Here is a 13,165-nt window from a genome sequence, read left to right as displayed (position 1 = left end):
CGTTCAATGGCCTGTTCGCAGTGATCGGATCGATCAGTTTTCGACCTGATATCCTCGATGACGGCGATGTGAAAAATCGCGCCGGCAGGCACGGCCGGCGAAGAAGTCCGCAGAGAGAATCCGAGTGGCGCCGAGAAAGCTCGACCTGAACCTGTTTCGCGTGTTCGACGCCGTGATGCGTCACCGCAGCCTCACCGCCGCCAGTCGCGAACTGCACCTGACGCCGTCCGCGGTCAGCCATGCGCTGTCGCGACTGCGTTCGGCGCTGGCCGATCCGCTGTTCGTGGCGACCGAGGCCGGCATGGAACCCACGGTCCGCGCGCTCGAACTCGCCCCGCACGTGAGCGCGGGCCTGGCGCGGATCGAGACCGCGCTGCGCACGTCGGAATTCGTCCCCGCGCGGACGCCGCGCACGTTCCGCATCGCCGCTTCGGACTACGCCAGCGTCACGATCCTGCCGCAGCTGGCCGCGCGCATCGCCGAGACGGCGCCGGAGGTCGACCTGCGCATCTTCCCGTTCAATCGCGTCGACACCATCCGCCAGCTCGACGACAGCCGCATCGACGTCGTCGCCGGCTGGTTCGGCGAACTGCCCTCGCACCTGCGGCGCCGGCTGCTGCTCGAGGACCGCGAGACGATCGTCGCGCGCGCGGGCCATCCGCTGGCGAGCGGAGCGGTGACGCGCGAGCGGCTGGTGGAGTTTCCGCACGTCGTGGTGGAGCTGACCGGCAGCGCCGGACAGACCGAAGACGGCTTCATCGACGAGGAAGGCGCCTCGCGCCGGGTCTGGATCGAGCGCCTGCTGCTCGAGCTGCGCGGCGGCGCCGGCGATCTGCTGGCCGGGCGTGCCGCGATCGTGGTGCCGCACTACGGCTGCGTGCTGCCGATCGTCACGGCGACGGATCTGATCGCCACGCTGCCGTGGAGCTACGTGCGCGCGGAGATCGAGCGCGGCCGCGTGGTCGCGCTCGATCTTCCGTACCCGCCGCTGATCGGGCGCCTGGAAGCGGTGTGGCACCGGCGCAGCGATCGCGACGCCGGCGTGGCCTGGCTGGTCGATCGCATGGCCGACGCGCTGGCGCCGACGGCGCGCTGAGGGCGACGCGAAGATCGGCGAAGGTCGTCCGGCGGCTTCGCAGCGCCGGGCTACGCTCCTTCGGAACGGTCGATCGCCGCCCGTGTCGCAGCGACCCGGGTCTTTTGGGCGAGGCAGGTGCTCCCGCGATGGGCGGCGCCGCGGCGAAGCCGCGCTTGACTTCCGCTTCACCGGCGAAGCGATCCACTTCCCGCCTCGGCCAGCCGAGCGTCGTTTCGCTCCCGACCTGAAGGATTCGCGACCGGTTTTTCGTACCTGACCAAGTTCCGCGAAGAAGCCGGGCCGGCACGAGGTCCCGGAAGGGGCGCAGGCCAGCGCCGGCCTCTGCGGGGATTGCCGAGCCGTCCAGACAGATCCGATGACCGTTCACGCCGAGAGAGCACCGCGATGACGAATCCCGCCGCACGAACCCGCCTGCCGTGGTGGGGCAAACCCATCGCCGTCGTCATCGCCGCGTCCGGCCTCGTCCTGCTGCTGGGCGGCGGCTACCTGATTTCCCTCGGCGGAAGCTGGGCCCCGGCGATCATCGGCGCGCTCCTGCTGGCCAGCGGCTGGCTGCTGCTGCAGGGCAGGCGCAGCGGCGCCCTGCTCTATCTGGCGGCGTTCCTGGTGTCGCTGATCGTGACCCTGATCGAATCGGGCGACCGCTTCTGGGGCTGGGTGCCGCGCATGGGCTACGTCACGGGCCTGGCCTTCTTCGTCGCGCTGATGCTGCCGTTCCTCTACGGCGACGGCAAACGCCGGCTGGGCCGGCTGCTCGCGCTCGGCTGCGTCGTCTTCGCGGGCGCCGCTTTCGTCGGAGCGTTCTTTCCGCACTACAGCCAGGTGCTGTCCGGCGCACCCGCCGCGCCGCTCATCGCGGGCGGCAACGCGGCCGAACGCGCGGCGCAGAAGGAAAACGAGTGGAAGGACTACGGCCGTGACGCGGACGCCACGCGCTATTCGCCCTTGAAGCAGATCACCACGCAGAACGTCGACCGGCTCGAGGTCGCCTGGACGTACCGGACGGGCGACACGCCGGAGGGCAAGTTCGCCGCCGAGACGACGCCGATCATGGTCGGCGACGGGCTCTACCTGTGCACGGCGATGAACAACCTGGTCAAGCTCGATCCGAAGACCGGCAAGGAGCTGTGGCGCTTCGACGTCGGCCTCAAGCACGAGAGCCTTCCCTATACCGCGGCGTGCCGCGGCGTCACCCACTACGCCTCCAAGGTTTCCGGCGAAGCCGACGCCTGCCACGAGCGCATCGTCGAAGCCACGCTCGACATGCGCCTTATCGCGGTGGATGCCAGGACGGGACAGCCCTGCCAGGGCTTCGGCGCCAACGGCCAGGTCGACCTGGGCCTGGGCATGGGCAAGTGGGTGCCGGGACAGCTCGCGGTGACTTCCGCGCCGCCGATCGTCAACGGCACCATCGTGGTCAACCATCAGGTGCTCGACAACCAGCGCCGCTGGGCACCGTCGGGCGTGATCCGCGGCTACGACGCGGAAACCGGCGCGTTCAAGTGGGCCTGGGACGTGAACCATTCCGGCGGCGTCTGGCACGAGATTCCGGGACCGGGCCAGGAATACAGCCGCGGCACGCCCAATTCCTGGGGCACGATGACCGGCGACGATTCGCTCAACCTGGTCTACGTGCCGACCGGCAATTCCTCCGCCGACTACTACTCCAAGACGCGCACCGACGCGGAGAACCGCGTGGCGTCGTCGATCGTCGCCCTCGACGCCGGCACCGGCGAGGAGAAGTGGGTGTTCCAGAACGCGCACCTCGACGCGTGGGACTACGACATCGGCTCGCAGCCCACCTTGCTCGACTATCCCGGTGCCGGCGGCGAGAAGGTTCCCGCCATGATCATCTCGACCAAGCGCGGCCAGAACTTCATCGTCGATCGCCGCAACGGCAAGCCGCTGCTGCCGGTGGAGGAGCGGCCGGCACCGGCGGGCAACCTGCCCGAGAATCCGCGCTCGCCGACCCAGCCGTGGTCGGTGGACATGCCGCGCCTGGGTTTTCCGGATCTCACCGAATCGCGCATGTGGGGCATGACGCCGTTCGACCAGCTGTACTGCCGGATCAAGTTCCGGCAGGCGCACTACGTCGGCGAATTCACCCCGCCGATGGCGCCGCCGCAGCCGTGGATCGTCTTCCCCGGATACAACGGCGGCACCGACTGGGGCAGCGTGGCCTACGACCCGAACCGCGGCATCCTGGTCGCCAACTGGAACGCGACGCCGATGTACGAGCGCCTGCTCACGCGCGCCGAGGCCGAGGCCAGGCAGCTGTATGCGATCGACGATCCGCGCTACAAGCCGGGCCACGGCGGCGCGGAGGGTCCCGGCGCCATGGAGGACACGCCCTACGCGGTCGACGTCACGCCGTTCCTCGTGCCCGGGCTCGACACGCTGTGCAACGAGCCGCCGTACGGCATGATCACGGCGATCGACATGCACACCCGCAAGGTGATCTGGCAGCACCCGCTCGGCACCGCGCGGGCGAACGGCCCGTTCGGCATTCCGACCTACATGCCGATCAACGTCGGCACGCCCAACAACGGCGGCCCCGCGCTGACCGCGGGCAATCTGGTCTTCGTCGCCGCGGCGACCGACAACCTGATCCGCGCGCTCGATCTCGACACCGGCAAGGAGCTGTGGAGCGACGTACTGCCCGCCGGCGGCCAGGCCTCGCCGATGACCTACTCGGTCGACGGAAAGCAGTTCGTGGTGCAGATGGCCGGCGGCCACCATTTCATGATGACGCCGGCCGGCGACTACGTGGTGGCCTACAGCCTGCCGTAGCCGCAACCGAGGTCGCGCCGCGGCATGGCTCTGCATCCGGCCCTCGTCGTCTGCGAACACTGCGATTCGGTGTACCGCAGGCGCGCGCTCGGCGACGACGAGATCGCGCGCTGCACGCGCTGCGACGCCGTGCTCTATCGCGCCAGCCGCCTCGACGTCGACCATCTGCTCGCGCTGACGCTGACCGCGGCGATCGTCTTCGTGATCGCCAACGTCTGCCCGGTGATCCGCATCGCGGTCGGCGGCATGCACAACGAGGCGACCCTGCTGCAGTCGATCTCGGCGCTGTCGCAGGGCTCGGCGCTGGTCGTCGGCCTCGTCGCCGCGATGACGCTGTTCGTCGTGCCGCTTCTGCAGATCGCCCTGCTGTGCTGGGTGCTGCCGTTCGCGCGCGCGAACCGCCGCGCGCCGGGCTTCGTCCCCGCCATGCGCGTGCTGCACCGGATCCGGCCGTGGAGCATGACCGAGGTGTTCCTGCTCGGCGTGCTCGTGGCGATCGTCAAGCTCTCCGGCGTGCTCAACGTGATCCCCGGCCCCGGCACCTACGCGACGGTCGCGCTGACCGTCCTGGCCACACTGATCGCCAAGCGCGACGTGCACCTGCTGTGGGAACGGCTGCCTGCCGGCGCGCACGCGCAGGGGCGCGCATGAGCGTGCACGCTCCGCGCGCCGCCGAACTGGGCGTGGTCGGCTGCCACACCTGCGGCCTGGTCTGCTCGGCGGAAACCTCGCGCTGCCCGCGCTGCGCCTCGCCCCTGCACCGGCGCAAGCCCGATGCGCTCGCGCGCACCTGGGCCCTGCTGATCGCGGCGCTGATCCTCTACGTGCCGTCCAACGTGCTGCCGGTGATGTACACGAGCATGCTCGGCCGCGGCGAGGCGAGCACGATCCTGCACGGGGTGGTCGAGTTCTGGAAGGCGGGTTCGTGGGACATCGCGCTGCTGATCTTCGTCGCCAGCGTCGCGGTGCCTTCGGCCAAGTTCCTCGTGCTCGGCACCCTGCTCGTGACCGCGCAGCGGCGCAGCTCGTGGGCGCGGCTGCAGCGCGCGCGCCTGTACCGCTTCGTCGAGCTGATCGGCTACTGGTCGATGCTCGACGTGGTCGTCGTCGCACTGGTCTGCGCGCTCGTGCAGTTCCGCCTGCTCGGCACGGCCGAGCCGCGGCTGGGCATCGTGTTCTTCGGCGTGGTCGTGGTGCTGACGATGCTGGCCGCGATGAGTTTCGATCCGCGCCTGACCTGGGACGACGACGAGGACCGCCCGCGATGATCCGCACGGACGATTCCGCCGACGCCGCGACGCCGGCGCAGGTGCGCGTGACGCGGCGCCGGCGCTGGAGCGCGAGCCTGATCTGGCTCGTGCCGATCGTCGCCGCGCTGGTCGGCGTCGGCATGGTGATCCACAACTGGGCCTCCGAGGGCCCGGTCATCGAGATCGCCTTCGCCACCGCCGAAGGACTCGAGGCGGGCAAGACGCAGGTCAAGTACAAGGACGTGGCCATCGGCTTCGTCGAGTCGATCCGGCTGGCGCCCGACCACACGCACGTCGTCGCGCGCGTGGATCTGAACGAGGACGCGGCCGGCTTCGCCACCGCCGACTCGCGCTTCTGGGTGGTGCGTCCGCGCTTCGGGGCGAGCGGCGTGTCGGGCATCGGCACCCTGCTTTCGGGCGCGTACATCGGCGCGGACAGCGGCGTCTCCAGGCAGGCGAAGAAGGCCTTCGTCGGCCTGGAACGGCCGCCGGCGGTGATCCACGGCTCGCCGGGCAAGCGCTTCACGCTGCGCGCCGACGACATCGGTTCGCTCGACGTCGGCTCGCCGGTGTACTACCGGCGCATCCAGGTCGGCCGCCTGGTCGCCTACGAACTGGACGAGGACGGCAAGCGCATGCACGTCGAGGTCTTCGTCGACGCGCCGTACGACCGCTACGTCAGCGTCTCCTCGCGTTTCTGGAACGCGAGCGGCGTCGACCTCAACCTCGACGCGAGCGGGCTGTCGCTCAACACGCAGTCGCTGGCGACGGTGCTCGCCGGCGGCATCGCCTTCCAGACGCCGCCCGGTCCGCGGGACGAGACGCCGGCGGCGGAGAACGCGCAGTTCGACCTGTTCGACGACCTGCCGACCGCGATGGCGCCGCCGGACGGCAAGCCCCAGTACCTGCGCATGCGCTTCGAGCAGACGCTGCGCGGGCTCAACGTCGGCGCGCAGATCGACTTCCACGGCATCGCCGTCGGCAAGGTCGTTTCGATCGATCTCGACTACGACGCCGACCAGCGGCGCTTTCCGCTGCTGGTCGGCGCGGTGATCTACCCGCAGCGCTTCGGCCTCGCCCACGAGAAGATCGCGCGGCTCGAACACGCCGACCAGGACGAGAGCGCGCGCCTGGCCGGCTTCATCAAGCCGCTGATCGAGGGCGGCCTGCGCGCGCAGGCGCGCTCGGGCAACCTGCTGACCGGGCAGCTCTACATCGCGCTCGACTTCATGCCGGACGCACCGGCCGTGTCCTTCGACCCCGCCGCGCGGCCGCTGCAACTGCCGACGGTGGCGGGAGGCTTCGACCAGCTGCAGGAGCAGATGGGCAACATCGTCGCGAAGATCGACGCGATGCCGCTCGAATCGATCGGCCGGCACCTCGACGGCGCGGTCGCACAACTGGAGCGGACCCTGCGCCAGATCAACGAATCGACCCTTCCGCAAGTCGGCGTGACGCTGGCCGGCGCGCAGGGCGCGCTCGGCAACGCGCGGCAGGTCATCGCCAGCGACGCGCCGCTGCAGCGCGATCTCGCGCAGACGCTGGGCGAGATCCAGCGCGCGGCGCGCTCGCTGCGCGTGCTGACCGACTACCTGGGCGTGCATCCCCAATCGCTGCTGCGCGGCAAGCCGGCGGATCCGGCCGTGCGCGGAGCGGCACGCAAGGACACCGGAGGAACCCGGCCATGACGTCGCGTCCGATCATCGGCAGGTGCGCGGCGATCGCGTTCGGCACCGCTCTGCTCGGCGCCTGCACCAGCGCGGCGCCGACGCACTACCACAGCCTGCTCGACCGGCCGGACACCGTCGCGCCGGCCACGGCGCCGGCGGCCTTCCTGATCGACGTGCAGCCGGTCGGCATTCCCGCACAGGTAGATCGCCCGCAGATCGTCGTGCGCGATGCAGACGGCATGGTTCCGCTCGAACGCGAACGCTGGATCGCGCCGCTCGCCGATGAAATCCGCACGACCCTGTCCGCCGGGCTGACGCGCGAACTGGCGACGACCGACGTCGCCGGCCAGCCGCGCCCCGTCGGCGCGCGCGTGCTGAACATCCGCGTCGACCTGCGTCGTTTCGAATCGGCCCCCGGCGCCTACGCCGCGGTCGACGCGACCTGGAGCCTGAGCCTCGACGCCGCGAAGTCCTCGCCGCTGGTGTGCAGCATCCGCGTGCGCGAAAGCGCCGGCGAGGGCTACGAGGCGCTCGTGCGTGCGCACCGTCTCGTGCTGGCGACGATCGCGCGCCGGATCGCGACCGCCGCGCGCGCCTACGCGACGGCCGGCGACGGAACCTGCGCGCCGGACTGAACATCGCGCGGCGACGTGAAGGATTCGCCCTCCTTCTGTCGTACGTGAAGGGGACGGGCGACTGCCGATGCAGGGGATCGGGCATTCGCCGCCGGCCGTGCACCGCTCGACGCCGCTGCTTGTGGGGCGTCGTCCGGTTCCGCCAAGTCTCTCGCCGCGTCGCCCGGGAAATCCCCCTTTCCCGCACCCGGACGACGCGGTCGAGAGCATCGGCGCGCGCCATGGTTCCCGACGCGGAATAGCCATCCATGATCCACGCTCCGAAGATCGCGCTTGCCACCGCCACCGCAGACCGGGCTCCTCGCCAGGGCCGCGCGCGCGGCCATCTGCTGCGCCTCCTCGCATCCGCTCCGGCGCTGCTGCTGTGCGCCTGCAGCGGCGGCGTGCTCGACCCGAAGGGTCCGATCGGCGACGCGCAGCGCAGCATCCTGCTCAATTCGTTCGTGATCATGCTGTTCGTCGTGGTGCCGGTGATCGTGCTCACGCTGGCGTTCGCCTGGTGGTTCCGCGCCTCGAACACGCGCGCGAAGTACACGCCGGAATGGGTCTACTCCGGCCGCATCGAATTCATCGTCTGGGCCATCCCGGCGCTGGTCGTCATGTTCCTCGGCGGCATCGCCTGGGTGGGTTCGCACGATCTCGATCCGTGGAAACCGATCGAATCGGACCGGCCGGCGGTCGAGGTGCAGGTCATCTCGCTCGACTGGAAATGGCTGTTCATCTATCCCGACGAGGGCATCGCGAGCGTCAACGAGCTGGTCGTGCCGGCGGCGACGCCGGTGCATTTCCGCCTGACCTCGGCGACGGTGATGAACAGCTTCTTCGTGCCGCAGCTCGGCAGCCAGATCTACACGATGGCCGGCATGGAGTCGCAGCTCCATCTGCAGGCCGACGCACCGGGCGAGTTCGACGGACTCTCCGCGCAGTTCAGCGGCGAGGGCTTTCCCGACATGCATTTCAGGCTGCGCGCGGTCGGCGACGCCGACTACGCCGCGTGGCTCGGCCGCATGCGCGGCGCCGTCGACAAGCTCGACCTGTCCGCCTACCGGACGCTGTCCGAGCCGGGCGTGGAGAAGCGGCCGCGTTTCTACGGCGCGGTCGAGCCGGGCCTGTTCCACGCCGTGATGATGCAGTCGCACACGCTGCCGGACCCGAAGCCGGGCGCAGCGCGTCCGGCGCCCGCCCATTCGCATTGAAAGACGCAGGAGACCGGACATGCTGGGCAAGCTGACCTGGGAGGCGGTTCCGACCGACGAGCCGATCGCGCTGGTGACGGTGTTCGTCGTGCTGCTGGTGATCGGCAGCGTGCTCGCCTGGGTCACGATCAAGGGCCACTGGACCTACCTGTGGAAGGAGTGGATCACCAGCGTCGACCACAAGCGCGTCGGCGTCATGTACTTCCTGCTCGGCTTCGTCATGCTGCTGCGCGGCTTCGCCGACGCGATCATGATGCGCACGCATCAGGCGATGGCGCTCGGCGGACCGGACGCCGGCTATCTCGTGCCCGACCACTTCAACCAGATCTTCTCGGCGCACGGCACGATCATGATCTTCTTCACGGCGATGCCGTTCATGGTCGGCCTGATGAACTACGTCGTGCCGCTGCAGATCGGTGCGCGCGACGTGGCGTACCCGACCCTGAACTCGGTCAGCTTCTGGATCACCGCCGCGGGCGTGGCGCTGGTCAACCTGTCGCTCGGCCTGGGCGTGTACTCGCGCGCCGGCTGGCTGGTGTATCCGCCGCTGTCGGGGCTGCAGTTCTCGCCGGACGTCGGCGTCGACTATCACCTGTGGGCGCTGCAGATCTCCGGCATCGGCACGCTGATGTCCGGCGTCAACCTGGTTGCGACGATCTTCAAGATGCGCGCGCCGGGCATGACGCTGACGCGCATGCCGATCTTCTGCTGGACTTCGCTCGCCTCCAACCTGCTGATCGTCGCCGCGTTCCCGATCCTGACCGCGACGTTCGCGATGCTGCTGCTCGACCGCTATCTCGGCTTCCACTTCTTCACCAACGACGCCGGCGGCAACGCGATGATGTACGTCAACCTGATCTGGGCGTGGGGGCACCCGGAGGTGTACATCCTGATTCTGCCGGCGTTCGGCATCTTCTCTGAAGTGATCGCCACCTTCTCCGGCAAGCCGCTGTTCGGCTACCGCTCGATGATCGCCGCGACGATGGTGATCTGCGTGCTGTCGTTCATGGTCTGGCTGCATCACTTCTTCACGATGGGCGGCGGCGCCAACGTCAACGCGTTCTTCGGCGTCATGACGATGATCATCTCGGTGCCGACCGGGGTGAAGGTGTTCAACTGGCTGTTCACGATGTACGGCGGCCGCGTGCGCTTCACCGCACCGGTGCTGTGGACGATCGGCTTCATGATCACCTTCGTCATCGGCGGCATGACCGGCGTGATGCTGGCGATTCCGCCGAACGACTTCGTCCTGCACAACAGCCTGTTCCTGATCGCGCACTTCCATCAGGTCATCATCGGCGGCGTGGTGTTCGGCGCGCTCGCCGGATACATGTACTGGTTCCCGAAGGCGTTCGGCTTCGAGCTGCACGACGGCCTGGGCAAGGCCTCGTTCTGGCTCTGGTGCATCGGCTTCTACGTCGCCTTCATGCCGCTCTACGCGCTCGGCTTCATGGGCATGACGCGGCGCATGCAGCACTACGACAACCCGGCCTGGCAGCCGTGGCTGGTGGTGGCGATGGTCGGCGCGGTGCTGATCTTCTTCGGCATCCTCTGCCTGATCGCGCAGCTGATCGTCAGCATCCGCCGGCGCGCGACGCTGGTCGACACCACCGGCGATCCCTGGGACGGCCGCTCGCTGGAGTGGGCCACGACCTCGCCGCCGCCGGCGTTCAACTTCACCGTGCTGCCCGACGTGCGCGGCGAGGAGGCGTACTGGGGTCTCAAGCAGGCCGCGATCGAAGCCAGGCGGCTCGAGGAGCGGCCCAGGTACGAGCCGATCCACATGCCGCGCAACAGCCCGACCGGATTCTTCACGGCGTTCTTCGCCGTCGTATTCGGCTTCGCGATGATCTGGCACATCTGGTGGCTGGCGATCCTCGCCCTGGCCGGCGCGTTCGCGGCCTTCGTCGTGTTCGCCTGGCGCGACGAGGACGAGTACGAAATCTCCGCGGCCGAGGTCGCGGCCTACGACGCGCGGCGCCGTGCGCTGCGCCAGGGCATGCTCGACCCGGGGGCCAAGGCATGAGCGTCGCGGCGACCGTACACGATCCGCACCGCCTCGGCGCCCATCACGGCGCCGATGGCCCGGCGTCCAGGCGCATCGTCGTCGGTTACGGCTTCTGGGTCTTCCTGCTGTCCGACTTCATCCTGTTCGCCGGCTTCTTCGCCGCCTACGCCGTGCTCAGGGACGCCACCGCCGGCGGCCCGGGCGGCCGCGAACTGTTCGACATCGGCAACGTCGCCGTCGAGACGGCCTGCCTGCTGCTGTCGAGCTTCACCTGCGGCATGGCCGCGCTCGCCGTGTCGGTGCGCAACCGGATCTGGACGCAGCTCTGGCTGCTCGCCACCGGCCTGCTCGGGCTGGCGTTCTTCGTGCTGGAGATGCGCGAGTTCCACGAGCTGATCGAGGCCGGCAACGGCCCGCAGCGCAGCGCATTCCTGTCGGCGTTCTTCGCCCTCGTCGGCTGCCACGGCGCGCACATCGTCGTCGGCGGACTGTGGCTCGGCACGATGATGGCGCAGTTCTGGTTCAAGGGCTTCAACCAGACGCTGACCCGGCGCTTCCTGTGCTTCAGCCTGTTCTGGCACGCGCTCGACATCGTCTGGGTCGCCATCTTCACCATCGTCTATCTCATGGGAGTGGCCGCATGAGCGCGCACGAGGACAGCCAATGGCAGGGGCAGCTCGCACCGGGCGACGAGGCGGCGGCAGACAGCGGCCTTTCCGCCGGCGTGCGCGGCTACGTGATCGGCCTGGCCATTTCCGTGCTGCTGACCGCCGCCTCGTTCCTGCTGATCCACGACACATTCCTGTGGAAGCCGGCCATCCCGATCGCGCTCGGCGTGCTCGCGGTCGCGCAGATGGGCATCCATCTGGTGTTCTTCCTGCACCTCAACACCGGTCCGGACAACACCAACAACATCCTCGCGCTCGCCTTCGGCGTGCTGATCGTCGCGATCGTCGTGTCCGGGTCGCTGTGGATCATGTCGCACCTCAACCACAACATGATGCCGACGGAGCGGGTCCTGGACCTGCACCAGCAGCGCTGAGCCACGGGAAATCCGCCGATGAACCTCCTGCGCATCGCCTTCGCCCTGTCGCCCGCCCTGTGCCTGTGCGCCGCGGCCTTTGCCGGAGAGCCGCCGGCTGCGCCCGACTATTCCGCCGGAAAGAACTGGCTCTGCAAGCCGGGGCGGACCGATGCCTGCAGCGTCGACCTCAACGCCACGGCGATTTCCGCGGACGGCGCGCGCACGGTCGACGCCTTCGTGCACGCGCCGTCGGAAAAAGCCGTCGACTGCTTCTACGTCTATCCGACCGTGTCGATGCAGGACGCCGAGCTGAGCGACCTCACGCAGGAAAGCGCCCAGTTCAGCCGCGTGCGCACGCAGTTCGCGCGCTACGCGAACGCGTGCCGGCTGTTCGCGCCGATGTACCGGCAGGTCACGCTGAAGACGATGGCGCAGTACGCCACCGACCTGAAGCATTTCGACCCGAACGCCGCGCTGGCCGCGGCGCCGCAGTACCGCACGGCCTACGGCGACGTCGTGGCGGCGTGGAAGCACTATCTGGCGCACGACAACGGCGGTCGCGGCGTGATCCTGGTCGGACACAGCCAGGGCGCGTTTCTCCTCAGGGACCTGCTGAAGAACGAAATCGACGGCAAGGAGGTCCGGAAACAACTGGTTTCCGCGCATCTGGCCGGCGTGACCGTCGCCGTTTCCGGCACCGATCCGGCGAAGAACGAATTCAGGTCCCTCAAGGCCTGCAGCGACGGCGCGCAGACCGGTTGCTTTCTCTCGTTCTCGACCTTTCCGCAGGACGCGCCGCCGCCGTCGTGGAGCAAGGCCTTCGGCACGACCGCGACCGCCGGCGCCGTCAACCACTGCAGCAATCCCGCCGAGCTTTCCGGCGACGGCGGACGGCTGCTGCCGTACGTGGATGCCGCCCGCCCTTTCGAGGGCGGCGCGGAACCGATCCGATGGACGAAAGACGGCGCGCCGATCGGCACGCCGCTGGTCGCGCTGCCCGATTTCTTCACCGCCCGCTGCGTCACCCGCAGCGACGGCGCCGGCTACCTCGCGATCGGCTTCGTCACCGGCGACCCGCGCAGGGACGTGCGCGAGCGATACGTTCCCGGTCACGTCTACGTCGGACCGACGCTGCTGTCGAACTGGGGCTCGCACGATGCGGACGTCGAGCTGACCCTGGGCAACCTCGTGAAGATCGCCGCGCGGCAGGCGGACGCGTGGCGACGGCAGCAGGCCGGGAAGTGACGGCGCCACACGGCGGTTCGCTCGCCTGCTGACACTCGATCGTCGCGTCGCGATGGAACGCGGAAGGTTCGCGCCGCTGTTTTACGTACCTATGGCGAGCCCGATCCCCCGCGAGGAAAACCATCATGTCCGTCGTACCGATGCAGCGCGCTGCCGTGGCCGGAACCGGCGCCGTCGACTCTCTCGGGGCGGCGGTCGATCCGGCTGTGCGGGCACGCAGCTCCTCGCGCCGACACGCCGCGAAGGCA

11 protein-coding genes are annotated in these 13,165 nt (G+C 69.2%); all 11 read left to right on the top strand.

Features of this window, described 5'->3' with window-relative positions; all coding sequences use genetic code 11:
• Positions 1–124 precede the first annotated feature (124 nt).
• Positions 125–1,096 carry a LysR family transcriptional regulator gene (locus ACFO6Q_RS07720; RefSeq protein ID WP_380020039.1) on the top strand — a complete coding sequence of 324 codons (972 nt, stop codon included), beginning with the start codon at positions 125–127 and terminating at the stop codon, positions 1,094–1,096.
• Positions 1,097–1,483: 387 nt separating this feature from the next.
• Positions 1,484–3,889 carry a pyrroloquinoline quinone-dependent dehydrogenase gene (locus ACFO6Q_RS07715; protein WP_380020038.1) on the top strand — a complete coding sequence of 802 codons (2,406 nt, stop codon included), beginning with the start codon at positions 1,484–1,486 and terminating at the stop codon, positions 3,887–3,889.
• Between the two features lie 24 nt (positions 3,890–3,913).
• Positions 3,914–4,540, top strand: coding sequence for a paraquat-inducible protein A (locus tag ACFO6Q_RS07710; RefSeq protein ID WP_380020037.1), 627 nt, complete (start codon positions 3,914–3,916; stop codon positions 4,538–4,540).
• A complete protein-coding gene (locus tag ACFO6Q_RS07705; protein WP_380020036.1) occupies positions 4,537–5,157 on the top strand; it encodes a paraquat-inducible protein A in 621 nt (206 codons plus the stop codon). The genes ACFO6Q_RS07710 and ACFO6Q_RS07705 overlap by 4 nt, the downstream gene beginning before the upstream one ends.
• Positions 5,154–6,827: a PqiB family protein gene (locus ACFO6Q_RS07700; RefSeq protein ID WP_380020035.1), complete on the top strand. Its 1,674-nt coding sequence runs from the start codon at positions 5,154–5,156 to the stop codon at positions 6,825–6,827. Before ACFO6Q_RS07705 ends, ACFO6Q_RS07700 begins: the two co-directional genes overlap by 4 nt.
• A complete protein-coding gene (locus ACFO6Q_RS07695; RefSeq protein WP_380020034.1) occupies positions 6,824–7,444 on the top strand; it encodes a PqiC family protein in 621 nt (206 codons plus the stop codon). The genes ACFO6Q_RS07700 and ACFO6Q_RS07695 overlap by 4 nt, the downstream gene beginning before the upstream one ends.
• Positions 7,445–7,692: 248 nt before the next feature.
• Positions 7,693–8,640, top strand: a complete 948-nt coding sequence (cyoA, locus tag ACFO6Q_RS07690) for a ubiquinol oxidase subunit II (protein ID WP_380020033.1) — start codon at positions 7,693–7,695, stop codon at positions 8,638–8,640.
• Positions 8,641–8,659: 19 nt separating this feature from the next.
• Complete coding sequence (gene cyoB, locus ACFO6Q_RS07685) at positions 8,660–10,666, top strand: cytochrome o ubiquinol oxidase subunit I (RefSeq protein WP_380020032.1); 2,007 nt, start codon at positions 8,660–8,662, stop codon at positions 10,664–10,666.
• Positions 10,663–11,292 (top strand): cytochrome c oxidase subunit 3, encoded by a 630-nt coding sequence (locus ACFO6Q_RS07680; protein WP_380020031.1) that lies wholly within the window; start codon positions 10,663–10,665, stop codon positions 11,290–11,292. Before cyoB ends, ACFO6Q_RS07680 begins: the two co-directional genes overlap by 4 nt.
• A complete protein-coding gene (gene cyoD, locus ACFO6Q_RS07675) occupies positions 11,289–11,690 on the top strand; it encodes a cytochrome o ubiquinol oxidase subunit IV (protein ID WP_380020030.1) in 402 nt (133 codons plus the stop codon). Before ACFO6Q_RS07680 ends, cyoD begins: the two co-directional genes overlap by 4 nt.
• Before the next feature lie 18 nt (positions 11,691–11,708).
• Positions 11,709–12,917 carry a DUF3089 domain-containing protein gene (locus ACFO6Q_RS07670; RefSeq protein ID WP_380020029.1) on the top strand — a complete coding sequence of 403 codons (1,209 nt, stop codon included), beginning with the start codon at positions 11,709–11,711 and terminating at the stop codon, positions 12,915–12,917.
• Positions 12,918–13,165: the final 248 nt, after the last annotated feature.

The sequence above is a fragment of the Dokdonella ginsengisoli genome (assembly GCF_042652785.1).
GTDB classification, from domain to species: Bacteria; Pseudomonadota; Gammaproteobacteria; order Xanthomonadales; family Rhodanobacteraceae; genus Dokdonella_A; species Dokdonella_A ginsengisoli.
This window is presented reverse-complemented; position numbering and strand designations above follow the sequence as displayed.